The organism is Streptomyces sp. NPDC085524 (genome assembly GCF_044541755.1).
Classification (GTDB): Bacteria; Actinomycetota; Actinomycetes; order Streptomycetales; family Streptomycetaceae; genus Streptomyces.
Genome location: NZ_JBITTH010000016.1, coordinates 75,683 through 100,938 on the forward strand (window position 1 = coordinate 75,683; position 25,256 = coordinate 100,938).

Below are 25,256 nucleotides of genomic sequence, written 5' to 3' on the forward strand. Positions count from 1 at the left end.
GGGCCGCATCCGCGCGGGCCGCACGCGCGCCGCCCGAAGGCGGACCGCCCCTACACACACGCCGCCCCCATCCGCCGCGCCCGCCTGGGGCCCGTGGCGAGTCCCGCCGTGCGCCTCCCCGGAGGGGGCCTCTCCCGACCCGGCGTCAGCGTGCTCCGGTCACACGGCTTTCCGCGGCCGCCGGCTCGGCCACCGTTCTGACAAATCATCAGGTCATCTGTCCCGGACTATTGACTCTGATGTCAGCAGCCGAGATTCTCGGCAGGATCCCCCACCGTGCCATCTGCCGAGCGAAGACGTGATGATGACATGCACATGACTGCTCTTCCGCGCTTCAGGCGCCGACCGCTAGCGGTCCTCTCGATCCTCCTCACCGTGGTCGCCATGGTGATCGGCCCCGCAGCCAGCTCCTCCGCCGACCCCGGCTGGTGGAACCCGGTCGCGCGGCCCGCGCCGGACTCCGAGATCAACGTCACCGGCGAGCCCTTCAAGGGCACCGACGCCCAGGGGCGGGTCCGCGGCTTCGTCGACGCCCACGACCACCTGATGTCCAACGAGGGCTTCGGCGGCCGCCTCATCTGCGGCAAGCCGTTCTCCGAGCAGGGCGTCGCCGACGCGCTCAAGGACTGCCCCGAGCACTACCCCGACGGCACGCTCGCCATCTTCGACTTCATCACCAAGGGCGGCGACGGCAAGCACGACCCGGACGGCTGGCCCACCTTCAAGGACTGGCCCGCCCACGACTCGCTCACCCACCAGCAGAACTACTACGCCTGGGTGGAGCGTGCCTGGCGCGGCGGCCAGCGGGTGCTCGTCAACGACCTCGTCACCAACGGGGTCATCTGCTCGGTCTACTTCTTCAAGGACCGCGGCTGCGACGAGATGACCGCCATCCGCCTGGAGGCGCAGAAGACCTACGACATGCAGGCGTACATCGACAAGATGTACGGCGGCCCGGGCAAGGGCTGGTTCCGCATCGTCACCGACTCCGGCCAGGCCCGCGAGGTGATCAAGCAGGGCAAGCTCGCCGTCGTCCTCGGGGTCGAGACCTCCGAGCCCTTCGGCTGCAAGCAGATCCTGGACATCGCCCAGTGCTCCAAGGAGGACATCGACCGCGGCCTCGACGAGCTGCACAAGCTCGGCGTGCGCAGCATGTTCCTCTGCCACAAGTTCGACAACGCGCTCTGCGGGGTCCGCTTCGACGAGGGCGCCCTGGGCACCGCGATCAACGTCGGCCAGTTCCTGTCGACCGGCACCTTCTGGAAGACGGAGCAGTGCGCCGGCCCCCAGCACGACAACCCCATCGGGCTCGCGGCGGCCCCCGAGGCGCAGAAGCAGCTCCCGGCGGGCGTGGCCGTGCCCTCGTACGCGTCGAACGCGCAGTGCAACAGCCGCGGTCTGACCGATCTGGGCGAGTACGCGGTGCGCGGGATGATGAAGCGCAAGATGATGCTCGAGGTCGACCACATGAGCGTGAAGGCCGCCGGCCGGGCCTTCGACATCCTGGAGACCGAGTCCTACCCCGGCGTGATCTCCTCGCACAGCTGGATGGACTCGGAGTGGAGCGAGCGGGTCTACAAGCTCGGCGGCTTCATCGCCCAGTACATGGGCGGCTCCGAGGGCTTCAGCGGGGAGGCCAAGAGCAAGGACGCCCTGCGCGACAAGTACAACGTCGGCCTCGGGTACGGCACCGACATGAACGGCGTCGGCGGCTGGCCCGGCCCCCGGGGCGCGAACACCCCCAACCCGGTGAAGTACCCCTTCCGCAGCACCGACGGCGGCTCGGTCATCGACAAGCAGACGACCGGGCAGCGCACGTGGGACCTGAACACCGACGGCGCCTCGCACTACGGCCTGGTCCCGGACTGGATCGAGGACATCCGGCTCGTCGGCGGCCAGGACGTGGTGGACGACCTCTTCAAGGGCGCCGAGTCCTACCTCGGCACCTGGGGCGCCTCCGAGCGTCACAAGGCCGGCGTGAACCTCGCCGCGGGCGCTCCCACCTCGGCCAGCTCGGCGGAGTGGAACCCGTTCACCAGCTACGCGTCCGGCCGGGCCGTGGACGGGGACACGGGCTCGCGCTGGGCGAGCGACTGGAGCGACGACCAGTGGCTCCAGATCGATCTCGGGAGCACGAACCTCGTCAAGCGCGTCACGCTCAACTGGGAGCGCGCGTACGGTAAGGGCTACCGCATCGAGGTGTCGTCCGACGGCACGAACTGGCAGTCCGTCTGGTCCACGACGACCGGTGACGGCGGCCTGGACACGGCCCAGTTCGACGGGGTCTCGGCCCGCTACGTACGCGTCCACGGGGTGCAGCGCGGCACCAAGTGGGGCTACTCCCTGTACGAGGTCGGCGTCTACAGCAGCTGACCCGCGGGGAAGCACGGAACACCCCGGGGCCGGCCGGATCAGGACTCGTTCCCGATCCGGCCGGCCCCGGCACGAGAACGGGAGGGACCCGATGGCACGGATGCCGTCCGCCGAGCGCCGCCGCCAGTTGACCGAGGCCGCGATCCGCGCCATGACCCGCGACGGCGTCGCGCGGACGACGACGCGGTCCATCGCCGCCGAGGCGGGCGTGTCGCTGAGCGTCTTCCACTACTGCTTCGACTCCAAGCAGGCCCTGCTCGAATCCGTCATCACCGCGATCACCGGCGAGTACATCACCGTGGTGCGGGAGGCGATCCGGCCGAAGGCCACGCTCCGGGAGACCGTACGGGCCGGGTTCCGGGCGTACTGGGACCACGTGGCCGCCCATCCGGGCACGCACATGCTCACCTACGAGCTGACCCAGTACGCGATGCGCCAGCCCGGCTTCGAGCACCTGGCGCGCCGGCAGTACGAGGTGTACTCCGAGACCTACACCGAGCTCCTCGAAGAGCTCCGGGGCAGTGTGGAGTTCGAGCTGCGCATCCCGCTGCCCGCGCTGGCCCGCTACCTGGTGGCCATGACCGACGGGCTGACGCTGAACCTCCTCGTACTCGGCGACGACAAGGCCGCCGCGGAGATCCTCGACACGATGACGGAGCACGTGGCCGCCCTCGTCACCCACGACGGCTGACCGCCCCGGCGGGGCGGCCGGCTCAGGCCCGGTGGAGCAGGGTGGTCAGCACCTCGTGGAGGACGCCTTCCGGGTCCTCCGCGCCCTGCGGCCACCGCCAGGCCACGAACCCGTCGGGGCGTACGAGCACCGCTCCGGCCGGCGTCGTGCCGTGCGCCCCGGCCCAGTCGGCGCCCTCCTCCGGTTCGAGGTCGGCCCCGGGGCCGGTGCCGACCGCGTACGCGACCAGGTCCACGCCCAGTTCCCCGGCGACGGACCGGGCCGCGTCCCGCCAGGGCGTGCCCTCGGAGCTGAGCAGCACGAACGACCGCTCGTAGAGGTCCACGGTCGACACCCGCTCCCCGGGCCCCGGCTCCCCGCAGAAGCGCAGCCACAGGTGCGGGGCCCGGGTACCCGGATCGCCGGACGGGCGCATCCGCTCGGGGACGACGGGCTGCTCGTGGTCGGCGCCGAGGACCGCGCCCTGGTGGTAGCGGTAGCCCATGGCCACGGACAGGACCCCGCCCGGCCGTCCTCCGCCGGGTGCGGCGGACTCGGGGTCGGGCTCGTAGCCCGGGTGGCTGTGCTCGGCCGAGCGGGCCGAGGCGCGCGCGCTCGTCGCCCGCGCCACCGGCAGCCGTTCGGCCTCGTAGCTCTCCAGCAGCCGCGGGCCCGCCGAGCCCTTCAGCACCGCGGCGAGCTTCCAGGCCAGGTTGTGGGCGTCCTGGATGCCGGTGTTCGAGCCGAACGCGCCGGTGGGGGACATCTCGTGGGCGGAGTCGCCGGCGAGGAAGACCCGCCCGGACCCGTACCGCTCGGCGACCCGTTCCGCGGCGTGCCACGGTGCCTTCCCGGTGATCTCCACGTCCAGGCCGGGCGCGCCGACGGCCCGCCGGATGTGCTCGGCGCAGCGCTCGTCGGTGAAGTCCTCCATCGTCTCGCCCCGGTCGGGGTGCCAGGGCGCGTGGAAGACCCACCGTTCGGCGTTGTCCACGGGCAGCAGGGCCCCGTCCGCACCGGGTTTGGTCAGGTAGCAGACGATGAAGCGCCGGTCGCCGACCACGCCCGCCAGGCCGCGGGAGCGGAAGGTGATGCTGACGTTGTGGAAGAGGTCGCCGGGGCCGGTCTGCCCGATGCGGAGCTCCTCCCGGACGGGGCTGCGCGGCCCGTCGGCGGCGACGAGGTAGTCCGCGCGCACCTTGAGGTGTTCCCCGGTCTCCAGGCCCTTCATGACGGCGGTCACCCCCGTGGCGTCCTGGTCGAAGGAGAGCAGCTCGGTGGAGAACCGCAGGTCGGCGCCGAGCCCCGGGGTCACGGACATCAGCACCGGCTCGATGTCGTTCTGGCTGCACAGGCACCACGTCGCCGGGCTGAAGCGGGCCAGGCCGCCGCCGGGGTCGATCTCCTCGAACAGCCACTCCTGGTCGTCGCCGGTCAGCGAGCCGCCCTGCAGGATGCCGTGGTTGTCCGACAGGACGCTCGCGGCGGCACGGATGCGGTCCTCGACACCCGCGACCCGGAACAGCTCCATGGTCCGCACGTTGATCCCGCGCCCGCGCGGGTGCAGCGAGGTGCCCGCGTGCTTCTCGACGAGCATGTGCCCGATGCCGTGCCGCCCGAGGAACAGCGAGGTGCACAGGCCCACGAGTGAGCCGCCCACGATGAGGACCGGGACGCGGAGGTCGACGTTTTCCTTCATGGCTCTTCCATGCCCTGTGCGAGGGCCGTTCCCTCGCGCCTTCACCCGCTTGGTTCTCCCCTCTCGCGCCGGGCGGTCCAGGGGACAACGATCGGTTGCGGGTGGCGCCGCCGCCCGTGGCGACCGCGACGTCCCGAAGGAGTGTGAAAGATGACAACCTTGTCGGAACGGATATCCCAGTCCGCCTTCGACGGCTCGAGACTTCGGGTCGTGCTGCTGCTGGACCTGTACGACGGCGCTCAGAACCGGTTCCTGGAGGTGTACGAGCATCTGCGCAAGCAGGTGTCCTCCGTGCCCGGCCACATCAGCGACGAGCTGTGCCAGTCCATCGAGAACCCGTCGCAGTGGCTGATCACCAGCGAATGGGAGAGCGCACCGCGCTTCCTCGCCTGGGTGAACAGCGAGGACCACGTCGCTTCGGTGCAGCCGCTCCACGGCTGCGTACGGGACACGCGCTCGCTGCGGTTCAGCGTCATGCGGGAGGCCGGCAAGGACACCGCCGCTCCCCTGGTCTCCCCCGCGCCGCGGCGCGGGGACGGGGTGGTGCGCCACGCACTCACCTTCACCGTCAAGCCGGGCACCGAGGCCGTGGTCGCGGGGCTGCTGGCCTCGTACGTCTCCCCGCAGGCCCGGGTCGACGAGAGCACCCGGCTGCGCCGCACCTCCCTCTTCATGCACGGCAACCGCGTCGTGCGGGCGATCGAGGTGGAGGGCGACCTGCAGGCGGCCCTGAGCCATGTGGCCCGGCAGCCCGAGGTCAGGGCACTGGAGGAGGCCATCAACCCGTACCTGGAGATGGACCGCGACCTCGCCGACCCGGGATCGGCCCGGACGTTCTTCACCCGGGCGGCCCTCCCGGCCGTGCACCACGTGGCGGCGGCGCGGCCCGAGAGCGCGGACCTCGGGCGGCACGCGCTCTTCTATCCCGCGAAGGACGGGTGCGGCATGGCGCTCGCCCGGCTGCTGGCACGGCAGGACGAGATGGCGGTGGACGATCCGACGAGCCCCGTCGAGGCCAGCACCGTCTTCCAGCGCGACGACTTCGTCGTCCGGGTCCTGGACGTCCGCGGGCCGCTCGACGCCCGGCCCGCCCTGGCGCTCGGCGTGGAGGGCGTCCACAAGGCGGCCGTCCTCGCCCGGCTGCTCGACAGCGCCAAGGACGGCGTGCCCACCACCGACCAGGAGATCTCGCGCTTCCTCGCGCGCTCCGAAATGCGCCTGATCACCGACCGGCGTTCGCCGGCGCGAGTCTGAGGAGTAGTCCGTCATGACCGATCGACTGACCATCGAAGAACTGGCCGCCCTGATGAAGAAGGGCGCGGGCGTCACCGTCGACGCCCGCGACATGGCGAGCCGCCCCGATGCGGGGTTCGACGAGTGGGGCCTGGACTCCCTGGGCCTGCTCGGCATCGTCGGCGAACTGGAGAACCGGCACAGCCGGCCCCTGCCGCCCGATGCGGAGCGGTGCAAGTCGCCGCAGGAGTTCCTCGACCTCGTCAACGGCGCCCTGATGACGGGCACCTGAACGGGCACCTGAACGGGTACCGGACCGGCGCACGCGTGCCGACGCCCCCGGGACCGGCCCCGCGCCGGTGCCGGGGGCGTTTGCGCGGCGGCTGCGCGCCGGGCGTCCCGGGGTCATCCGGGCACGGTGGACTCGAACGCGTGCAGGTACGGATTGACCGGGCGGACCGAGGTGACCACCAGACCCGCGTCCGCCATCCGGGTGCGCATGCTCTCCTCGGTGTGCTTCGCACCTCCGACGTTGAGCAGCAGGAGCAGGTCCATGGCCGTGGTGAACTTCATCGACGGGGTGTCGTCGACGAGGTTCTCGATGACGACGACCCGGGCGCCGGGGCGGGCCGCCGCGATCACGTTCCGCAGGGTCCTGCGGGTGCTGTCGTCGTCCCACTCGAGGATGTTCTTGATGATGTAGAGGTCGGCCTCGACCGGGACGGCCTCGCGGCAGTCCCCGGGGACGATCTCGGCGCGCGCCGCGAGCGGGCCGCCGTCCCGCAGCCGGGGGTCCGCCTTCGCCGCCACGCCCGGCAGGTCGAGCAGGGCTCCCCGTACGGCCGGGTGCTTCTCCAGCAGGCTCGCCAGCACGTGGCCCTGGCCGCCGCCGACGTCGGCGACCGTCGAGACGCCGGTGAGGTCGAGGAGCTCCGCGACGTCCAGCGCCGACTGCATGCTGGAGGTGGTCATGGCCCGGTTGAAGACGTGGGCCGACTCGTGGGCGTCCTCGTGGAGGTAGTCGAAGAACCCCTTGCCGTAGAGGTCCTGGAAGACGCTGCCGCCGGTGCGCACCGCGTCGTCCAGGCGCGGCCAGGCCTGCCAGGTCCAGGGCTCGGTGCACCACAGGGAGATGTAGCGCAGGCTGTGCGGATCGTCCTCGCGCAGCAGCCGCGACATGTCCGTGTGGACGTAGGCGCCCTGCTCGGTCTCGGCGAACATCCCGTAGCAGGACAGGGCCCGCAGCAGTCTGCGGAGCGGCCGGGGCTCGCATCCGACGGCCGTCGCGAGTTCCTCGGCGGTGGCGGGCCGGTCCCCGAGCGCGTCGGCCACGCCGAGGCGGGCGGCGGCCCGGACGGCCGCGGCGCAGGCCGCACCGAAGACGAGCTCGCGCAGCCGCATGGCGGGCTGCGGCGTGTGGGGCTGGGTGGGGGGCGAGAGGGGGTTCGGCTTCGGACTCACCGTGGTCATGGGGCCTCGTCTCTCCTGGTGGCGGGGAACACGGTCAGCACATCCCGGCGGGCTGGGACGTCCGGCAGCGGTTGCCGGTGAACTTGTTGCCGGTTCCGGTGCCCTGGTTGGCGAGGTCGGCCGGCATGTTGCCCCGCACCACGTTGTCCTTGATGACGTTGTCGTTGTTCTTGGCGCCCACGAAGCTCTTGAACAGCAGGATCCCGCCCGAGAGCGGCGAGGAGCCGACGTTGTCGCGGACGGAGTTCGAACGGATGACCGTGTCCTCGGCTCCGGTGAGGACGATGCCCACGCCCTGGATGTCGGGGAGGCGGGTGTTGCCCTTGCAGAACTTGTTGTTCGCGTGGATGCGGTTGCCGCGGATGGTCATGTCGCCGGCGCCGGGGATGCCCTCGTCGCCGACGACGAACACGCCGCCGCAGTTCCCGGTGGCGTTGTTGTCGTTGACGGTGAGGTTGCGGACGCGCCTGACCGTCACTCCGATCCGGTTCCCGGTCAGGGTGTTGTCCCGGACCACGGCTCCCAGGGTGTCGGTGGCCCCGCCCTCCCGGTCGACGGTGTTGGCGATGAAGATGCCGGACTCCGCGTTGTCCCGGGCGGTGTTGCCGCGGAACAGCCCACGGGTGGACCTCTCCTGGGCGATGCCCCAGGTCCCGTTCTTCTCGGAGATCACCTGCTCGACGGCGAGCCGGTCGGTGCGGGAGGCCCAGATGCCGTTCCGCTTGAAGCCGGAGACGGTCAGCGAGCGGATGTTCACCCGGTCGACGGTCTTCTCCGCCGTGCCCATGACGCAGATGCCGGTGTCGGCCTGCGAGCAGGCGGTTCCGGCCGCGCGGGCGGGCGGTGCCGCGGCAGCGGCCGCCGGCGGCATGATCACGGTCTGGCGCCCCCACCCGCGCAGGGTCAGCCGCTTGGTGATCAGCACGTTCTCCCGATAGGTGCCGGGCAGCACGGTGATGCTGTCCCCCGGCTTCGCGGCGTCCACGGCCGCCTGGATCGATTCTCCCGGATGCACCATGTGTCCGGCCGCGGCGGCGGGTGGCGCGGCGACGCCGAGACCTGCGGCCATGACGACTGAGATGCATGTGAGGCACTTGAGCTGTCGGTTCGTCACCTTGCCGAAGCTAGGGGCGTTCCCGGCCGCCCGCCACACCGGGTAAGCGGATGGATACATCCCGTCGGCAAACGGATTCATTTTGGGATCCACCGGCGTGGCGGCTTCCCCCTTGTTGACCACGGTTCGGGAACCGGGCTGGTCGGCGGGGGTTTCCCGGCCCCGCCGGGGACGGGCAACGGGAAACCCGTCGACCCCGGCCCGGGGGCGGGCACAGCCTTGAGGGGTCCGCAGGAAGCCGGACCCGGAGCAGGACCCGGAGTCAGGACCGGAGCAGGAACCGGCGCCGGCCCCGGAGCAGGACCGCACCGACACCGCAGCACGACCCGAGGGGAAACCATGTTCAAGCTGTTCCGCGGCGCCGCCGCGCTCGCGACCGCCACCGTCGCCGTCATCGCGCTCAGCGGCACGGTTCAGGCCAAGCCCGCCGACACCTGGGCCGGATGCCCGGACGGAGCGGTCTGCATCTACCCGCAGAACCAGAACCCCGCCGTCAAGCCGACCCACGTCTTCTACAGCTACGGGGCCCACAACCTGGACGGCCAGTACGGGAACCACTGGGTCCTCAACAACCAGTACGGCGGTGCGACCGCAAACCTGTGCACGGGCTACAACGGAGCGGGCTGCGGCAACCCCATCGCGGCCAAGACGGGCGTGTACGCCAACCTGACGCCCATCAACTCGATCCGCCTCAACCCGTAGCACCGAACCCCCACGCAGGAGCGTCCGGAGCCGTACCCGAAACGGCTCCGGACGCTCCCGTTCCGGTCATGTACGTGCGAAGACCCGGCTCCCCGTCAGACCCCCGCGGTAGCCTGGGCGGTGCCGTCTCGCTGCCTCGCACGCACTGCCATGGGGGATGTTGTGGGCGATCCGGACCACCGCCGGAAGACCGGTCACCAGATCGATTCCGACCTTGCCGAAGACTCCGAGCCGCCCTTCCCCGTTCGATTGCGGCGTCTGCGTCTGCAACGCGGGCTGTCACTGGCCGACCTGGCGCGGCAGACCCATTACAGCAAGGGCTACCTGAGCAAGATCGAGACCGGCGCGAAGCGCGCGACCCCCGATGTCGCGCGCCGCTGCGACGAGGTACTGCGAGCGGAGGGCGAACTCCTGCGGATGGTGCGGGAAAACGAACCCCCGTCGGCACCGGATCACCCCGCCGACCCCGGCGAGTGCCCCTACCGCGGCCTGCCGGCGTTCACCGTGCGGGAGGCGGGCTGGTTCTTCGGCCGGGAGCGGGCCACCGCCGAACTGGTGGAGCGGCTCTTCGAGCGGGCCGGCAGCGGTCCGCTGCTGCTTGTCGCCCCGTCCGGCGCCGGCAAGTCGTCCCTGCTGAACGCGGGCCTCGTACCGGCCCTGAAGCGTCCGGGCGGCTTCCCGATGGCGGGCGCCGACTCCTGGCCGGTGGTGCGGCTCACTCCCACGGCGCATCCCCTGGACGAGCTGCTGGACCGTACCGCGAAGGTGCTCGGCAGCGACCTCGGCCTCGGCCCGCAGGAGTTGGCGGCCGAGCCGACGCTCCTGCTCGGGGCCGTCCGCCGGCTGTGCGGCGACTCCCCCGACGGCGCGCGGGACCGGCCGGCTCCGCCGCCGCGGCCGGTGCTGATCGTCGATCAGTTCGAGGAACTGTTCACCCTCTGCTCCGACGAGGACGAGCGGCGCGCCTTCGTTCGGGTCCTGCGGGCCCTGGCCGCCGCCCGTCCGGCGGGGGCCGGGCACGACCCGGCCCTCGTGGTGCTCGGCGTACGGGCCGACTTCTCGGGGAACTGCCTGGACCTCCCGGAGCTGGCACCGGTCTTCGCCCGGGGACTGTTCGTGCTCCCGCCGATGTCCGTGGCGGAGCTGCGGGAGTCGGTCACGCGCCCGGCGGAGTGCGCCGGCCTCTCCCTCGAGCCGGGGCTCGTCCCCCTGCTGCTGCGCGATGCCGGTCTGCAGGACGATCCCGCGGAGCGGATCCCCTCCGGTGCGCTCCCCCTGGTGTCCCACGCGCTGATGGCCACCTGGCGCCAGCGGGAGGGGGACACGCTGACCGTCGCGGGATACGAGCGGACCGGCGGGATCCGGGGGGCGGTGGCGCGGACCGCCGAGGACGTCTTCGCCCGGCTGTACCCGGCCGAGCAGCGGACCGTGCGCCGGATGCTCGTACGGCTCGTCCACGTGGTCGACGGCGCCGACGGCTCGGGGGTGACGCGGCGCCGGATGAGCCGGAGCGAGCTGATGGCGGCGCAGCCGGCCGGGCCCGGCCGTGCGGCGGCCGCGCTCGACAGCTTCGTACGGGCCCGCCTGGTCACCATGGACAGCGACACCGTGGAGATCACCCACGAGGCACTGCTGGACGCCTGGCCGCGGCTGCGCGGCTGGATCCGGGCCGACCGCGCGGGGCTGCTGATCCACCAGCAACTGGCCCTCGCCGCCGCGGAATGGGAGCGCGAGGGGCGCGATCCTTCGGCGCTGCACCGCGGCACCCGGCTGGACAACGCCCTCGCCTGGGCCGACGAGCTCGACGGCCGCAGCCGCCTCGGCCCCCTGGAGGAGGCCTTCCTGCGGGCCGGTCAGGCCGCCGAGGAGGCCCGGCAGCGGCAGGCCGGGCGCCAGGTGCGGCTGCGGCAGCGGATGCTGGCCACGCTCGTGGTCCTGCTGGTCCTCGCCGTGGGCGCGGGCGGGCTGGCGTACCAGCAGCGGGCGGGCGCGCTGGGCCAGGAGCGCGTGGCCCGGTCGCGGGCGCTCGCCCTGCAGTCCGCGGCGCTCGCGGCGGGCCAGCCCGAGGCCTCGATGCGGCTCGCCGGGGAGGCCTACCGCGCCGCGCCGACGAACGAGGCCCGGGGCGCCCTGCTGAGCACCCAGTCGCAGCCGTTCATCGCCCGGCTCGGCGGGCACGCCGGGCCGGTCAACGCGGTGGCGTTCGCCCCCGACGGCCGGACCCTGGCCTCGGCCGGCGCCGACGGCACGGTGCGCGTGCGGGAGACGGCCGGGCAGCGGACCCTGGCGTCCTTCACCCTGCCGGGCCGGGTCCGCGCGGTGGCGTTCAGCCCCGACGGCCGCACCCTCGCGGCCACGTCCACGGACGGGCCGGCCCGGCTGTGGGACGTCGCCGGGCGCCGCATCGCGGCGGTGCTGCCGGCGAGCACGGCCGGTGCCCGGGCCCTCGCCTTCGCTCCGGACGGCCGGACCCTGGCGGTGGCGGGCCCGGACGGGACGATCCGGCTCTGGGACGCGACGGTCGGGGCGGGGGGCTCGGCCGGGGAAGCGGCGGCGGGCTCGGCCGGGGAGGACGGCGCCGTGGCCTCCCTGGCGGGGCACACCGGACGGGTCAACGCCCTCGCCTACGCCCCGGACGGCCGGACGCTCGTCTCGGCCGGCGCGGACCGGACCGTACGGCTGTGGGACCCGGTGGAGGCCCGCCCGCTGGCCGTCCTCGCCGGGCACACCGACGAGGTGCTGGGCGCGGCCTTCGCCCCGGACGGCCGTACGGTCGCCAGCGGGGGCGTCGACCGGACGGTACGGCTGTGGGACGTGGCGGGCCGCCGGACGACCGCGACGCTGACCGGCAACAGCGACGACGTCAACGGGGTGGCGTACACCCCGGACGGGACGACGGTGATCAGCGCGGGCGGCGACGGCGCGACCCGGCTGTGGGACGTGGACAGCGGCCGGCTGACGGCGACCCTCTCCGGACACACCGACTACGTCCTCGGGGTGGCCGTGGACGCCGGCGGCGCCGTGCTGGCCACCGCCGGGTTCGACCAGTCGGTGGTGCTGTGGGACCTGCGCGGGGCGGTGCTGGCCTCGCGGCCGTTCTCGGAGATCTGGCACGCGGCGTACAGCCCCGACGGGAAGCTCCTGGCCACGGCGGAGGCCGATCACGCAGTGCGGCTGTGGGACGTGGCGGGTCGCAAGGTCCTGGCCGTCCTCGAGGGGCACGGCGAGACGGTGTTCTCGGTGGCCTTCTCACCCGACGGCCGCACGCTCGCCTCGGCCGGGTCCGACGGCACGATCCGGCTGTGGGACGTGCCGGCGCGCCGCGCCTCGGCCGTCCTGCCGGGCCGGGCGGGAACGGTGTTCTCGGTGGCCTTCTCGCCCGACGGCCGCACCCTGGCCTCCGCCGGGTCCGACGGTGCCGTCCGCCTGTGGGACACCGCGGCGCGCACCGAGTCGGCCGTCCTCAGCGGTCACACGGACTTCGCGAACGACGTGGAGTTCAGCCCGGACGGGCGCACCCTGGCGAGCGCCGGCGACGATCTGACGGTGCGCCTGTGGGACGTGGCCGGCCGCCGCGCGCTCGCCACGCTCTCCGGCCACACGGGTGCGGTGCGCGGGGTGGCCTTCAGCCCGGACGGGGCCACCCTGGCCAGCAGCGGCAACGACGGGACCGTCCGGCTCTGGGACGCCCGGCGCCACCGCTTCGAGGCCGCGCTGACCGGCCACACCGGTTCGGCCCGCGGCATCGCCTTCTCCCCCGACGGCCGTACCCTCGCCAGCAGCGGCAACGACCGTACGGTGCGCCTGTGGGACGTGGCCGGGCGCCGGCCGGTGGCCGCGCTGACGGGGCACACGAACGCGGTCTGGGGCGTGGTGTTCTCCCCGGACGGGCGGACGGTGGCCTCCAGCAGTACCGACGGCACGGTCCGGTTGTGGGACCCGGACGTCGGGGCGCGGCTGGCGGCGATCGACCGGACGCTGCGCGCGGGCGACTGAGGCGGATCCCGAAGGGCCCGGGCGCGCCTACGCGTTGGCGATGACCAGCAGGGTGCGCGCGGGCTCCGTGCCCGACAGGCGGCAGCGGTGCGGGACTTCGCCGCGGTGGTGGGCGCTCTGGCCCGCGCGCAGGGTGAGGGGGTCCTCGCCCTCGACCTCCAGGACGATCTCGCCCGCCAGGACGTACAGGAAGTCCTCGCCGGGGTGTTCGAACCAGCCGCGCTCGCCTTGGCCGGGCTCGAAGTGGTGCTCGTACGCCTCCATGAGGGTGCTGCGCCCGCCGGGGATGAGCACCTGCGCGACCTGCCCCGCGGCCTCGTCGACCCGGATCACCTGGGGGTCCGCCTCGTGGCTGACCGTGCCGGGCCGGCCGGGCGGCCGCAGGAAGGTGCCGGGGGTGACGTCGAGGGCCTCGGCGATCCGGTAGATGGAGCTGAGGCTGGGCGTGGCGAGTCCGCGTTCCAGCTGGCTGAGGAAGGGCTGCGAGAGCCCGGACCGGGCGGCGAGCACGGCCATGGAGACGCCGCGTTGCTTGCGGCAGCCGCGGATCACCTGTCCGACCTCGATGGCTTCGGGCGTGGGTTCTGGGCGAGACACGCTGGTGAACGTACCCCATGGCGTATCCCGGGCCGGGCGGCTCCGGAAGGTTTCGTACTGCCGCAACACTCCCTTAATAAGCGTCGTCAATTATTGACCTCACTTATCCCGCCTTGAGCGAACGCCCGCCCCGGGCGAACGAACGACCCAGGAGCCGCCCCGTGCACGCCACCCCCTCACCGCCCGGCCGGACCCTCGGCCGACTCGGCCGACTCGGCCCGGCCCTGGGCGCGGCCGGTGCCGTGCTCGCCCTCTGGTACCTGCTCGCCGGGTCCGGGGCGGTGGCTCCCGGGCTGCTTCCCACACCCGGCCAGACCCTCGCCGCCCTCGCGGACAGCGCCTCCAGCGGAACCCTGGCCACGGACCTCGGCGCCAGCCTGACCCGGGCGGGACAGGGCTTCGCCCTGGGCGCGGCGTTCGGCAGTGCGCTCGGCTTCGCCACCGGCAGCCTGCCCTGGCTGTCCGCCGCCGTGTCCCCGGTGGTCTCCTTCCTCCGCCCGATCCCGGCGATCGCGCTGGTGCCGCTGGCCACCGCCTGGTTCGGCATCGGCGAGAGCGCGAAGCGCCTGCTCATCGCGTACGCCGTGCTCCTCGCGGTGTGGCTGTACGTGCACGACGGGGTCTCCCGGGTGCCCGTCTCGCACCTGCGGGCGGCCCGGTCGCTCGGGGCGCCCCTGCACCGCCGGATCACCGAGGTCCTGCTGCCCGCCGCGGCCCCGGCCCTGCTCGCGGCGCTGCGCTACGGGGCCTCGGTGGCGCTGCTCGCCCTGGTCGCGGCCGAACTGGGCGGCGCCGACAGCGGACTGGCGTACCGGCTCCAGGTGGACGGCCAGTTCCTGCGGGTGGACCGGATGTTCGCGGGCCTGCTCGTCCTCGGACTGCTCGGGGTGGCCGTCGACCTCGTACTGGCGGCGGCGGGCCGCCGGTTCGCGCACTGGAGCGAGTCATGAGCCTCGACGTACGCCTGGAGGGGCTGTCGGTCGGCTACGGCACGGCCCCGGTCCTGGAGCACACCGATCTTGAGTTCCCGGCGGGCTCGTTCACGGCCCTGCTGGGCCCCAGCGGCTGCGGCAAGTCCACCGTGCTGAACACGATCGCGGGGTTCGTACGGCCCGCCGCCGGGCGGGTGACCGCCGGCTCGGCGCAGGTGCTCGGGCCGGGCCCGGAGCGGGGCGTGGTCTTCCAGCACTACGCGCTCTTCCCCTGGCGCACGGCCCGCGGGAACGTCGAGTTCGCCCTCAAGCGGCTCGGCCTGCCCCGCGCGGAACGCCGGCGGCGGGCGCTGGCGGCACTCGCCGAAGTCGGGCTCGCGGACGGCGCGGAGAAGTACCCGGCGGAGCTTTCGGGCGGGATGCGCCAGCGCGTGGCACTGGCCCGAGCCCTGGCCGCCGAGCCGGAAGTCCTGCTGATGGACGAGCCGTTCGGGGCGCTCGACGCCCTGACCCGGACCCGGATGCAGGAGCTGCTGCGGGAGCTGTGGCGGCGCACCGGCACGACCGTCCTCTTCGTCACGCACGACATCGACGAGGCCCTGGCCCTCGCCGAACGGGTGATCGTCCTCGGCGGCTCCCCCGGACGCGTGCTCGCCGACCACCCCGTGCCGGCCGGGCCGCCCGACCCGGACCTCCGCTCCTTGATCGCCCGCCATCTCGGCTCCGAATGACCCCCTTGCCCCACCCTTCGAACCCCGCCCCCGGAAGGACCTCCCCCATGCTCAGATCCCGCACAGTGGCCGCCGTACTCCTCACGGCCCTGCTCGGCACCGTCGCCACCGCCTGCGCCGGTTCCTCCTCCGACGAGGCGGGCGGCGGCGCCCGTCCCGCCGTCTCCATCGCGGCGAGCGACCACCTCGGCGGCGCCCCCGTCCATGTGGCCCAGGAGCGCGGCCTCTGGTCCGCGGAGGGCCTCGACGCCACCGTCACCACCCATCCCACGGGCCGCGACGCGCTGAACGCCGTGCTCGGCGGCCAGGCTCAGCTCGGCGTCGTCGGCGACCTGCCCGCCGTGACCGCCGCGCTGGGCGGGCGCGAGCTGCGGATCGTCGCCGACCTGTCCCGGTTCTCGGACTGGCGGCTGCTGACCCGGGCCGACCGGTCGATCACCGGTTTCGCCGCGCTGAAGGGCCGCAAGGTGGGCGTCCCGCAGGGCACGAACGTCGAGTACGCGCTGTCGCGCATGCTCGCCTCGGCGCAGCTGACGGCCTCCGACGTGACGGTGGTCAACCTGGCCCCGAACCAGGTCCCCGCCGCGCTGGCCCGCGGTGACGTCGACGCGGGGGTCACCTTCCCCGGGTTCTACGACGCCACCCGCACCGCCCTGGGCGGCGACTACGCCGAGCTCCGCTTCACCGGGTACACCGCGAGGACCCTCCTCGTCGCCGGCCCCAAGGCCGACAAGGAGACCACGGCCGCGGTGCTCCGTACGGTGCTGAGCGCGCAGCGCGAGATCGCCGCCGACCCGGCGGGCGCGCGCAAGGCCGTGGTCACCCAGTCCAAGGGCACCCTCCAGGCCGGATACGTCGACGTCTTCCAGCCCCGCTACACCTACGGCGCCGCCCTCTCTCCCGAGCTGCTCGCGCAACTGGAGGAGGAGGCCGGTTGGGCGAAGGCCGCCCAGAGCCTGCCGGGAGCCGCGGACCGTGCCTCGTTGCAGCGGTACCTGGACCCCGCACCCCTGACGGCCGCCGACGCCTCCGCCGTCACCGTCCACTGACGCCCCCCGAGCCCACGTACTCCGACCCGACATCCCCCGATCCGGTTTCCATCGAGCCGGCTTCCCCCGAGGAGATCCCCATGACCGTCGACCAGAACACCCTGCGCCGCCGCGGCGTCGGACTGATCGCCCACGACCCCGAGCGCAGCTACGGCGGCTACACCCTCTACACGCCGATCACCAGCGCCGGCGAGATCCACCTCGTCGACATCGAGGGACGCACCGCCCACACCTGGAACTCCCCCCACCCGCCCGGCCGCCAGGCGCAGCTCCTCCCCAACGGGAACCTCTTCTACGCGGCCAAGGACACCAGCGGCCCGGTCCTCTTCCCCATCTGGGAGGTCTACCACGGCGGCATCTTCCAGGAACTGGCCCCGGACTCCTCCGTCGTGCGCGAGGTCCGCCACCCCTTCCACCACCACGACGCCTCGATCCTGCGCAACGGCAACCTCCTCATCGGTGCCGTGGAACCCCTCGACCCCACCGACGCGGCCCGTATCCGGGGCGGCATCCCCGGCTCCGAGGCGGAGGGCGGGGTGATCTACGGGGACGTGGTGTACGAACTGACCTGGGACGGCGAGATCGTGTGGCGCTGGGCCGCCATCGAGCACCTCGACCCCGAGGAGGTGCCGCTCGACCCGCACTTCGACCGCAACCACTGGCCGATGGCCAACACCGTCAACGAGAGCGCGGACGGTTCCATCGTGGTGGGCTTCCGCAGCGCCTCCACCGCCGTGTCGATCGACCGTGCCGACGGGTCCGTCCAGTGGTCGTTCGGCCCCGACGTGCTCGCCCAGCAGCACCACCCGCACGAGCTGCCCGGCGGGAACATCCTGGTCTTCGACAACGGCAGTTACCGCGACACCACCTCCGTGCCGTACTCGCGGGTGCTGGAGCTCGACCCGCGCACGGGCAAGGAGGTGTGGTCGTACGAGGACAACCCGCCGCAGAACTTCTACAGCCCGTACATGTCCAGCGCTCAGCGCCTGCCGAACGGCAACACCTTCATCGCCGAGGGCTCCTTCGGCCGGCTCTTCGAGGTGACCCCGGACCGGGAGGTGGTGTGGGAGTTCGTGGTCCCGCAGTTCCGGTCCTTCGGCGACGGCGTGGGTCTGGAGTCCTCGGCCGGTGCCCAGAACTCCGTCTTCCGCGCCTACCGTTACAGCGCCGACGAGCTGCCCTGGCTGTAAACGGAAACCCCGTTTTATTTCGCCAAAGGGCGTTCTGTGTACGGCGGATGAAATCGCCGTGCGCTCGACAGGACATCGATATCGGAGACGTTGACAGCCCTTCCGAGGGCTGCCTAGCTTACGCCGCAGACAAACACATCAGCGGCCTCTTTCTGTCCGGCATGACGGCTGCTTTTCGAGAATTCACCTTGTCGAAGCCGAAACCGCTGGAGCGTCCGTGCCCGAATCGCTCACCCTCGCCGCACCCACCGGCCGGTCCGGGGAACCCCCCGGGCCGGCCGAGCGCGTCCTCCCGCTCCGCCGCCCGGGGCGGTGGATCGCCACCGCCCTCGTACTGGTCCTGGTCGCCCAGGCCGTACACGGGCTGCTCACCAACCCCTTCTACCAATGGGACCGGTTCGCCTACTGGTTCGCGCGGCCCGTCGTCCTCGACGGCCTGCTCATCACCCTCCAGGTGACCGCGTACAGCGCGGTCCTGGGACTGATCGGCGGGGTACTCCTCGCCCTGGCCAGGCTCTCGGCCAATCCGGTGCTGCGGTCCGTGAGCTGGACGTACGTCTGGCTGTTCCGGTCCGTGCCGCTGATCGTGGTCCTGCTCTTCCTCTACAACTTCAGTGCGCTCTACCCGAAGCTGAGCATCGGGGTGCCCTTCGGCCCCGCCTTCCTCACCTTCGACGAGTCCCGTCTCGCCACCGACATGGCGCTGGCGGTGGTGGGGCTGAGCCTGGCCGAGGCGGCCTACGCGGCCGAGGTGGTGCGGGCGGGCCTGCTCTCCGTGGACCACGGCCAGCACGAGGCGGCGTCCGCGCTGGGCCTGCCCAAGCGGTACCAGTTCACCCGGATCGTCTTCCCGCAGGCGCTGCGCGCGATCGTCCCCGCGTACGTGAACCTGCTGCTGGGGCTGGTCAAGGCCACGTCGCTGGTCTTCTACGTGTCCCTGCTCGACCTCTTCGGCACGGTGCAGAGCCTCGGCAGCACCTACTCCGGCGACGTGGTGCCGCTCCTGCTGGTGGCCACCGCCTGGTACGTGCTCCTCACCAGCGTGATCTCCGTCGTCCAGTTCTACGTGGAGCGGTACTACGCGCGCGGCGCCCTGCGCACCCTGCCACCCACCCCCCTGGAGCGGGCCCGGGCGGGCTTGCGTGACCTGGGGGTCCGCTTCCGGAAGGAGACGGCACGATGACCGCGACCACCGCCACGGACACCGCCGCGCGGCCCGCCGCGATCGAGGTCCACGACGTGCACAAGTGGTTCGGCGGCCGCCGCGTCCTGGACGGGGTGAACCTGACGGTCCGGCCGGGCACGGTCACCGTGGTCCTGGGGCGGTCCGGCTCCGGCAAGTCCACGCTCCTGCGGGTCGTCAACCACCTTGAGAAGCCCGAGGCCGGACACGTCAGCGTGGGCGGCGAGCTGATCGGCGTACAGCGGCACGGGAAGCGGCTGAAGGAACTCGCCGAGCGGGAGATCCTCGCCCAGCGCGGCCGGATCGGCTTCGTCTTCCAGAACTTCAACCTCTTCCCGCACCTGACCGTCCTGGACAACGTCGCCGCCGCCCCCGTGGCCGCCGGCAGGCTCCCCCGGGCCGAGGCCGAGTCGCTGGCGCGCCGGCTGCTGGAGCGGGTCGGGCTCGGGGACCGGACCGGCGCCTACCCCCGACAGCTCTCCGGTGGCCAGCAGCAGCGGGTGGCCATCGCCCGCGCGCTCGCCCTGCGCCCCGGGGTCATCCTCTTCGACGAACCGACCTCGGCGCTCGACCCCGAGCTCGTCGGCGAGGTGCTCTCCGTCATCAAGGACCTGGCCACCGGCGGCACCACGCTGCTGATCGTGACGCACGAGATCGGCTTCGCCCGTGAGGTCGCCGACGAGGTCGTCTTCCTCGACGAGGGCCGCATCGTCGAACAGGGGCCGCCCGAGCAGGTGCTCGACCGACCGGCCCACCCCCGTACCCGAGAGTTCCTGAGCAAGGTCCTGTGACTCCCCCGCATTCCGCCCCGCCCTGCCCACTCCCGTAAAGGAACGTCATGCACCACCAGTCCTCCCTGCGCACACGGCTCATACGCGGACTCGGCGCCGCCACCGCCACCGTGACCCTCGCCTCCGGTCTCACCGCCTGCGGCGGCGACGCCGGGGCCGACGGACCGGCCTCCGACGTGGTCACCATCGGCGGGGTGTCCAACGGCGCCGCCCAGCAGGCCGAGCTGTCCGTCCCGGTCGTCGAGTCGCTGCGCGGCCGGCTCCCCGCGTCCGTCCGCGAACGCGGGGAGCTGGTGATCGGGGTCGGCGCGCTGCCCGCGGGCTTCCCGCCGCTGGCGTACGTCGGCACCGACCAGCAGACCCTGACCGGCGCGGAGCCCGACCTCGGCAGGCTGGTGGCGGCCACCCTCGGGCTCAAGCCCGTGGTGAAGAACTCCACCTGGGAGAACCTCTTCGTCGGCGTCGACAGCAGCAAGGTCGACGTCGCCTTCAGCAACGTCACGGTCACCGAGGAACGCAAGAAGAAGTACGAGTTCGCCTCGTACCGCAAGGACAACCTGGGCTTCGAGGTGCTGAAGGACAGCACCTGGAACTTCGGCGGCGACTTCCGCAACCTCGCCGGCCGCCACGTCGCGGTCGCCAAGGGCACCAACCAGGAGAAGATCCTGCTGGAGTGGCAGACGAAGGCCAAGGCCGAGGGCAAGGACTTCGAAATCAAGTACTTCCCGGACTCCAACAGCACCGCCCTGGCCCTGAGCGGCAAGAAGATCGACGTCAATTTCGGCCCGAACCCGTCCATCGCCTACCACATCACCCAGACGGCGGGCACCAGCACGCCCACGCGCAACGCCGGCTCCTACTCCGGCGCCGGCGAGACCCTCCAGGGCCTGATCGCGGCGACCGCCAAGAAGGACAGCGGGCTGGCCGAGCCGGTGGCGGCGGCGATCGACCACCTGATCGAGACCGGCCAGTACGGCAAGCTGCTGGCCGCGTGGAACCTCTCCGACGAGGCCGTCGCGAAGTCGGAGGTCAACCCGCCCGGCCTGCCGCTGACCAACTCATGAGCACGGGCACGCGCGCACCGCTCTCCCCGCACGTGCTCGACAACCCGGCCTGGGCATCGCTCTCCGGTGCGCACGCCGCCCTCGCCGAGCACCCGGCGGGCGGCGGGCGTGCCGCCCGGTACCCCGCCGACGTGTCGCCCTTCACCGCCCTCGCCGACCCGGACGACCCCCGCTCCTGGGCCGACCTGCGCACCCTGGTGGGCGACGGCGAGATCGCCGGGCTGTCCGGGGTACTGACGCCGCCCGAAGGCTGGGAGACGGTCTCCGCGATCCCGGGTGTCCAGCTGGTCGACACCTCGCTGCGCGCGGAACCGGCGCCCGAGGCGGTCCGGCTGGGCCCAGCCGATGTTCCGGAGGTCCTCGCCCTGATCGAGCTGACGCAGCCCGGGCCGTTCCGGTCCCGTACCGTCGAGCTGGGCACGTACCTCGGCATCCGCCACCGGGGCCGGCTCGTCGCGATGGCCGGGGAACGGCTGCGGCCGCCCGGCTGGACCGAGATCAGCGCGGTGTGCACCCATCCCGACCACCGGGGCCGGGGGCTCGCGACACGGCTGGTCCGCGCGGTGGCGGCGGGCATCCGCGAGCGCGGCGAGGTCCCCTTCCTGCACACCGCCGCGAGCAACACCGAGGCGATCCGGCTCTACGAGTCGATCGGGTTCACCCTGCGCCACCGGCCCTTCTTCATGGCGGTCCGCGCGCCGGGAAACACCGCCGCCACATCCTCTTAACACCGTCAAATTCTTTTCGCACCGGGGCCATTGAACGGGCCGGGGAGCGCGCTTTAGCGTTTTCGAAAGGATCTCCTGAACTCGCCTTTCACGGCCGGTCCGTTTCCGTTGTTCCCCATGCCGATCAGGAAGGCTCGATTCGACGTGTCCACACTGCATCTCGCCGTCGCCCTCGACGGCGCGGGCCGGCACCCCGCCGCCTGGCGGGAGCCGGGCGCCCGGCCCGGCGAGCTGTTCACCGCCCGGTACTGGGCCGACGTCACCGCCGAGGCCGAGGCCGGGCTGCTGGACTTCGTCACCTTCGCCGACGCCCTCTCCCTCCAGTCCTCCTCCCCGGCCGCGCCCGACGAGCGTACGGACCAGGTGCGCGGGCGGCTCGACGCGGTGCTCACCGCCGCCCGGATCGCACCCCTCACCCGGCACATCGGCCTGGTGCCCGGGGTGACCGTCACCCACACCGAGCCCTTCCACATCTCCAAGGCCATAGCGACGCTCGACCACGTCAGCCGCGGCCGCGCCGGCCTCGGCATCCAGGTGAGCGGAGTGCCCCACGAGGCGCGCCACTTCGGGCGCCGCGAGTTCCCGGTGGACGAGACCGAGCTGTACGGGGAGGCCGCCGACCACGCCGAGGTGGTCCGGCGGCTGTGGGACAGCTGGGAGGACGACGCGGAGATCCGGGACGTGGCGACCGGCCGCTTCGTGGACCGCCACAAGCTCCACTACATCGACTTCGAGGGCCGGCACTTCACGGTACGGGGCCCGTCGATCACCCCGCGCCCGCCGCAGGGGCAGCCCCTGGTAGCGGCGGAGTCCGGGATCCTGGACGGCTCGGCCGACCTCGTGTACGTCGGTGCGGGCGACGCCGACGGGGCCCGCGCCGCCGTGTCCCGGATCACGGGCGACCCCGCGCACGTCTTCGGCGACCTCACGGTGTTCCTGGACGCGGACGGCCCGGCCGCCGCGAGCCGCCGGGCCCGTCTCGACGCACTCGACCCCACCCCGTACGCCGACGGCACGGCGGCCTTCACCGGCACCCCGGCACAGCTCGCGGACCTGCTCGAGGACTGGCGGTCGGCGGGCCTGACCGGGTTCCGGCTGCGACCCGGCGTGATCGCCCACGACCTGCCCGCCATCACCCGGTCCCTGGTGCCCGAGCTCCAGCGGCGCGGGGTCTTCCGCCGTGCGTACGAGGCGGACACCCTGCGCGGCCTGCTGGGGCTGGAGCGCCCCGCCAGCCGCTACGCCCGCCCGCCCGCCGCCTGACCCCCGCGACCGATCGACCGACCGGAAAGGACGATCCATGAGCACCAAGCCGCTCAAGCGGATCCATCTCGCCGCCCATTTCCCGGGCGTCAACAACACCACCGTGTGGAGCGACCCGGCGGCCGGCAGCCACATCGACTTCGACTCGTTCGTCCATTTCGCGCGGACCGCCGAGCGCGCCAAGTTCGACTTCCTCTTCCTCGCCGAGGGGCTGCGCCTGCGCGAACAGGGCGGCGAGATCTACGACCTGGACGTCGTCGGCCGGCCCGACACCTTCACGGTGCTCGCCGCGCTGGCGGCGGTCACCGAGCGCCTCGGCCTGACCGGCACCATCAACTCCACCTTCAACGAACCGTACGAGGTGGCCCGTCAGTTCGCCTCGCTCGACCACCTCTCCGACGGCCGGTCCGCCTGGAACGTCGTCACCTCCTGGGACGCCTTCACCGGGGAGAACTTCCGCCGCGGGGGCTTCCTGCCCCGCGAGGACCGCTACTCCCGCGCCCAGGAGTTCCTGGCCACGGCCACCGAGCTGTTCGACTCCTGGGACGGCACCGAGATCGTCGCCGACGCCGGATCGGGCACCTTCCTGCGCGACGCCCGCGCCGGGGCGTTCCGCCACCAGGGACGGCACTTCGGCATCGAGGGCCGGTTCAACGTCCCGCGGAGCCCGCAGGGGCGTCCGGTGATCTTCCAGGCGGGCGATTCCGACGAGGGCCGCGAGTTCGCCGCCTCGAGCGCCGACGCGATCTTCGGCCGGTACGGGACCCTCGACGAGGGCCGCGCGTTCTACGCGGACGTCAAGGGCCGTCTCGCCAAGTACGGCCGTACGCAGGACCAGTTGAAGATCCTGCCCGCGGCCACCTTCGTCCTCGGCGACACCGACGCCGAGGCGCAGGAGCTCGCCCACGAGGTGCGCCGGCTCCAGGTCAGCGGGCAGACCGCGATCAAGTACCTGGAGCACGTCTGGAACCGGGACCTTTCGGCCTACGACCCGGACGGCCCGCTGCCCGGCATCGACCCGGAACCCGGGGAGAACACCGTCGCCCTCGGGCGGGCGAGCGTACGCCAGTTCTCCGACCCGCTCGCCACGGCGCGGCAGTGGCGCGAGCTCGCCGCGGCCAAGAACCTGTCCATCCGGGAGCTCGTCATCGCCACCACCTCCCGGCAGACCTTCGTCGGCTCGGCCGCCACCGTCGCCGACAGGATCGACACCCTGGTGCAGGCGGACGCCGCCGACGGCTTCATCCTGGTCCCGCACATCACCCCGGGCGGCCTGGACGTCTTCGCCGACACCGTGGTCCCGCTGCTCCAGGAGCGCGGTGTCTTCCGCACCGACTACGAAGGGACCACGCTGCGCGACCACCTCGGCCTCGCCGTGCCGGAGCCGGCCGCCGGCCGGGCCGCGGGTGGGGCCGCCGCCTCGTGAAGTTCCTCGCCATCACCCTGATCACGGATTCCGCCGATCCGGTGACCGGCTCCCCCACCCCGACCCGCGAACGGTTCCGCGAGGTCGTCGACGCCGCGGTGTTCGCGGAGCAGCTCGGGTTCGACGGGTTCGGTGTGGGCGAGCGTCACGAACGGCCGTTCCTGTCGTCCTCGCCGCCCGTGGTCCTGTCGCACATCGCGGCCCTGACCCGCCGGATCCGGCTGTACACGGCCGTCACGACGCTGAGCCTGCTCGATCCGGTCCGGGCGTACGAGGACTACGCGACGCTCGACCACCTCAGCGACGGGCGCCTGGAGCTGATGATCGGCAAGGGCAACGGAACGGCCCAGCGCGAGCTGTTCCAGGTGGCCCCCGAGGACCAGTGGGAGCGCAACTCCGAGGGCTACGAGCTGTTCCGGCGGCTCTGGCGCGAGGACGAGGTGACCGCCCGGCCGCGGTTCCGCCCGGAGCTGACCGCGGCGGAGGCGCTGCCGAGGCCGTTCCAGCGGGAGCTTCGCGTCTGGCACGGCAGCGCCACCAGCCGGGAGTCCGTCGACCTCGCGGCGCGCCACGGCGATCCGCTGTTCTCGGCGAACGTCACCCATCCGATCGGCCCGTACGCCGAGCTCATCCGCCACTACCGGGAGCGCTGGGAGCACTACGGGCACGACCCGGCCCACGCGGTCGTCGGCGCGGGCACGGCCGGCTACCACGCGGCGCCCACCTCGCAGCAGGCGGTGGCGGCGTACCGGCCTGCTTTCGCCCGGTACCTGGGCTTCCACGAGCAGCTGGGCACCCCTCCCGTGTTCCCCACCCTGGAGGACTTCGTCGAGCGCAGTTCCGCGCTGATCGGCAGCCCGCAGCAGGTGATCGAGAAGGTCCACCGCTACCACGAGGAGTTCGGCCACACCGTCCTGCACCTACAGGCCGAGCCGGGCGGGCTCACCCGCGCGGAGCACCGGGACTCGCTCGAACTCTTCCAGTCCGAGATCGCGCCGGTGCTGCGCCGCGAGATCCCCGACCCGTCCTTCTCCGACCTTTAAGG

General features: G+C 72.7%; 21 protein-coding genes. 17 read left to right on the plus strand and 4 right to left on the minus strand.

Annotated features, from left to right (window positions below; translation table 11 throughout):
* Positions 1-315 precede the first annotated feature (315 nt).
* Complete coding sequence (locus ACIGFK_RS24285; RefSeq protein ID WP_376656993.1) at positions 316-2,373, plus strand: discoidin domain-containing protein; 2,058 nt, start codon at positions 316-318, stop codon at positions 2,371-2,373.
* 91 nt (positions 2,374-2,464) lie between these two features.
* Entirely contained in the window at positions 2,465-3,064 is a 600-nt protein-coding gene (locus ACIGFK_RS24290; protein ID WP_376656992.1) for a TetR/AcrR family transcriptional regulator, read from the plus strand.
* A gap of 22 nt (positions 3,065-3,086) precedes the next feature.
* On the opposite strand, the gene ACIGFK_RS24295 is transcribed toward ACIGFK_RS24290, so the two are convergent.
* A complete protein-coding gene (locus ACIGFK_RS24295; RefSeq protein ID WP_400053560.1) occupies positions 3,087-4,742 on the minus strand; it encodes an FAD-dependent oxidoreductase in 1,656 nt (551 codons plus the stop codon).
* Positions 4,743-4,892: 150 nt separating this feature from the next.
* Between ACIGFK_RS24295 and ACIGFK_RS24300 the strand changes: the two genes are divergently transcribed.
* Together ACIGFK_RS24300 and ACIGFK_RS24305 are read left to right on the plus strand one after the other, a co-directional pair.
* On the plus strand, positions 4,893-5,996 hold the full coding sequence (locus ACIGFK_RS24300) for a SchA/CurD-like domain-containing protein (protein WP_376656990.1): 1,104 nt from the start codon (positions 4,893-4,895) through the stop codon (positions 5,994-5,996).
* A gap of 13 nt (positions 5,997-6,009) precedes the next feature.
* Positions 6,010-6,267, plus strand: coding sequence for an acyl carrier protein (locus ACIGFK_RS24305; protein ID WP_376656989.1), 258 nt, complete (start codon positions 6,010-6,012; stop codon positions 6,265-6,267).
* 113 nt (positions 6,268-6,380) lie between these two features.
* On the opposite strand, the gene ACIGFK_RS24310 is transcribed toward ACIGFK_RS24305, so the two are convergent.
* Positions 6,381-7,445, minus strand: a complete 1,065-nt coding sequence (locus ACIGFK_RS24310) for a methyltransferase (protein WP_376656988.1) — start codon at positions 7,443-7,445, stop codon at positions 6,381-6,383.
* A gap of 34 nt (positions 7,446-7,479) precedes the next feature.
* Positions 7,480-8,514, minus strand: a complete 1,035-nt coding sequence (locus ACIGFK_RS24315) for a nitrous oxide reductase family maturation protein NosD (RefSeq protein WP_376656987.1) — start codon at positions 8,512-8,514, stop codon at positions 7,480-7,482.
* Between the two features lie 384 nt (positions 8,515-8,898).
* Between ACIGFK_RS24315 and ACIGFK_RS24320 the strand changes: the two genes are divergently transcribed.
* Together ACIGFK_RS24320 and ACIGFK_RS24325 are read left to right on the plus strand one after the other, a co-directional pair.
* Positions 8,899-9,261, plus strand: a complete 363-nt coding sequence (locus tag ACIGFK_RS24320; RefSeq protein WP_376656986.1) for a hypothetical protein — start codon at positions 8,899-8,901, stop codon at positions 9,259-9,261.
* 150 nt (positions 9,262-9,411) lie between these two features.
* Positions 9,412-13,257 (plus strand): NACHT and WD repeat domain-containing protein, encoded by a 3,846-nt coding sequence (locus ACIGFK_RS24325; RefSeq protein WP_400053563.1) that lies wholly within the window; start codon positions 9,412-9,414, stop codon positions 13,255-13,257.
* Positions 13,258-13,284: 27 nt separating this feature from the next.
* Here ACIGFK_RS24325 and ACIGFK_RS24330 read toward each other — a convergent pair whose 3' ends face one another.
* Positions 13,285-13,854, minus strand: a complete 570-nt coding sequence (locus tag ACIGFK_RS24330) for a helix-turn-helix domain-containing protein (protein WP_376656984.1) — start codon at positions 13,852-13,854, stop codon at positions 13,285-13,287.
* Between the two features lie 161 nt (positions 13,855-14,015).
* Here ACIGFK_RS24330 and ACIGFK_RS24335 point away from each other — a divergent pair, with 161 nt between their 5' ends.
* The 11 genes from ACIGFK_RS24335 to ACIGFK_RS24385 all read left to right on the plus strand — a co-directional run bounded on the left by ACIGFK_RS24335 (position 14,016) and on the right by ACIGFK_RS24385 (position 25,254).
* Entirely contained in the window at positions 14,016-14,804 is a 789-nt protein-coding gene (locus tag ACIGFK_RS24335) for an ABC transporter permease (RefSeq protein WP_400053565.1), read from the plus strand.
* Positions 14,801-15,517: an ABC transporter ATP-binding protein gene (locus ACIGFK_RS24340; RefSeq protein ID WP_376656982.1), complete on the plus strand. Its 717-nt coding sequence runs from the start codon at positions 14,801-14,803 to the stop codon at positions 15,515-15,517. Before ACIGFK_RS24335 ends, ACIGFK_RS24340 begins: the two co-directional genes overlap by 4 nt.
* 47 nt (positions 15,518-15,564) lie before the next feature.
* Positions 15,565-16,566 carry an ABC transporter substrate-binding protein gene (locus tag ACIGFK_RS24345; protein WP_376656981.1) on the plus strand — a complete coding sequence of 334 codons (1,002 nt, stop codon included), beginning with the start codon at positions 15,565-15,567 and terminating at the stop codon, positions 16,564-16,566.
* A gap of 80 nt (positions 16,567-16,646) precedes the next feature.
* Positions 16,647-17,756: an aryl-sulfate sulfotransferase gene (locus ACIGFK_RS24350; protein ID WP_400053568.1), complete on the plus strand. Its 1,110-nt coding sequence runs from the start codon at positions 16,647-16,649 to the stop codon at positions 17,754-17,756.
* 217 nt (positions 17,757-17,973) lie between these two features.
* On the plus strand, positions 17,974-18,939 hold the full coding sequence (locus tag ACIGFK_RS24355) for an amino acid ABC transporter permease (RefSeq protein ID WP_400053570.1): 966 nt from the start codon (positions 17,974-17,976) through the stop codon (positions 18,937-18,939).
* On the plus strand, positions 18,936-19,730 hold the full coding sequence (locus ACIGFK_RS24360) for an amino acid ABC transporter ATP-binding protein (RefSeq protein WP_400053572.1): 795 nt from the start codon (positions 18,936-18,938) through the stop codon (positions 19,728-19,730). Before ACIGFK_RS24355 ends, ACIGFK_RS24360 begins: the two co-directional genes overlap by 4 nt.
* Before the next feature lie 47 nt (positions 19,731-19,777).
* On the plus strand, positions 19,778-20,794 hold the full coding sequence (locus ACIGFK_RS24365) for a transporter substrate-binding domain-containing protein (RefSeq protein WP_400053573.1): 1,017 nt from the start codon (positions 19,778-19,780) through the stop codon (positions 20,792-20,794).
* Positions 20,791-21,522, plus strand: coding sequence for a GNAT family N-acetyltransferase (locus tag ACIGFK_RS24370; RefSeq protein ID WP_376656976.1), 732 nt, complete (start codon positions 20,791-20,793; stop codon positions 21,520-21,522). The genes ACIGFK_RS24365 and ACIGFK_RS24370 overlap by 4 nt, the downstream gene beginning before the upstream one ends.
* Before the next feature lie 117 nt (positions 21,523-21,639).
* Positions 21,640-22,785 carry an LLM class flavin-dependent oxidoreductase gene (locus ACIGFK_RS24375; RefSeq protein ID WP_400053574.1) on the plus strand — a complete coding sequence of 382 codons (1,146 nt, stop codon included), beginning with the start codon at positions 21,640-21,642 and terminating at the stop codon, positions 22,783-22,785.
* A 37-nt stretch (positions 22,786-22,822) separates the two neighbouring features.
* Complete coding sequence (locus ACIGFK_RS24380) at positions 22,823-24,211, plus strand: NtaA/DmoA family FMN-dependent monooxygenase (protein WP_400053575.1); 1,389 nt, start codon at positions 22,823-22,825, stop codon at positions 24,209-24,211.
* The gene (locus tag ACIGFK_RS24385; protein WP_376656973.1) at positions 24,208-25,254 is read left to right on the plus strand and encodes an LLM class flavin-dependent oxidoreductase; all 1,047 of its coding nucleotides are present in this window, start codon (positions 24,208-24,210) and stop codon (positions 25,252-25,254) included. Before ACIGFK_RS24380 ends, ACIGFK_RS24385 begins: the two co-directional genes overlap by 4 nt.
* The last annotated feature ends 2 nt before the right edge of the window (positions 25,255-25,256 follow it).

Bases quoted from the DNA above. Each gene is read 5' to 3' on its own strand.
- ACIGFK_RS24285 (WP_376656993.1), top strand. From the start codon at position 316: ATGACTGCTCTTCCGCGCTTCAGGCGCCGACCGCTAGCGGTCCTCTCG.
- ACIGFK_RS24290 (WP_376656992.1), top strand. From the start codon at position 2,465: ATGGCACGGATGCCGTCCGCCGAGCGCCGCCGCCAGTTGACCGAGGCC.
- ACIGFK_RS24295 (WP_400053560.1), bottom strand. From the start codon at position 4,742: ATGAAGGAAAACGTCGACCTCCGCGTCCCGGTCCTCATCGTGGGCGGC.
- ACIGFK_RS24300 (WP_376656990.1), top strand. From the start codon at position 4,893: ATGACAACCTTGTCGGAACGGATATCCCAGTCCGCCTTCGACGGCTCG.
- ACIGFK_RS24305 (WP_376656989.1), top strand. From the start codon at position 6,010: ATGACCGATCGACTGACCATCGAAGAACTGGCCGCCCTGATGAAGAAG.
- ACIGFK_RS24310 (WP_376656988.1), bottom strand. From the start codon at position 7,445: ATGACCACGGTGAGTCCGAAGCCGAACCCCCTCTCGCCCCCCACCCAG.
- ACIGFK_RS24315 (WP_376656987.1), bottom strand. From the start codon at position 8,514: ATGGCCGCAGGTCTCGGCGTCGCCGCGCCACCCGCCGCCGCGGCCGGA.
- ACIGFK_RS24320 (WP_376656986.1), top strand. From the start codon at position 8,899: ATGTTCAAGCTGTTCCGCGGCGCCGCCGCGCTCGCGACCGCCACCGTC.
- ACIGFK_RS24325 (WP_400053563.1), top strand. From the start codon at position 9,412: ATGGGGGATGTTGTGGGCGATCCGGACCACCGCCGGAAGACCGGTCAC.
- ACIGFK_RS24340 (WP_376656982.1), top strand. From the start codon at position 14,801: ATGAGCCTCGACGTACGCCTGGAGGGGCTGTCGGTCGGCTACGGCACG.
- ACIGFK_RS24345 (WP_376656981.1), top strand. From the start codon at position 15,565: ATGCTCAGATCCCGCACAGTGGCCGCCGTACTCCTCACGGCCCTGCTC.
- ACIGFK_RS24350 (WP_400053568.1), top strand. From the start codon at position 16,647: ATGACCGTCGACCAGAACACCCTGCGCCGCCGCGGCGTCGGACTGATC.
- ACIGFK_RS24360 (WP_400053572.1), top strand. From the start codon at position 18,936: ATGACCGCGACCACCGCCACGGACACCGCCGCGCGGCCCGCCGCGATC.
- ACIGFK_RS24365 (WP_400053573.1), top strand. From the start codon at position 19,778: ATGCACCACCAGTCCTCCCTGCGCACACGGCTCATACGCGGACTCGGC.
- ACIGFK_RS24370 (WP_376656976.1), top strand. From the start codon at position 20,791: ATGAGCACGGGCACGCGCGCACCGCTCTCCCCGCACGTGCTCGACAAC.
- ACIGFK_RS24375 (WP_400053574.1), top strand. From the start codon at position 21,640: ATGCCGATCAGGAAGGCTCGATTCGACGTGTCCACACTGCATCTCGCC.
- ACIGFK_RS24380 (WP_400053575.1), top strand. From the start codon at position 22,823: ATGAGCACCAAGCCGCTCAAGCGGATCCATCTCGCCGCCCATTTCCCG.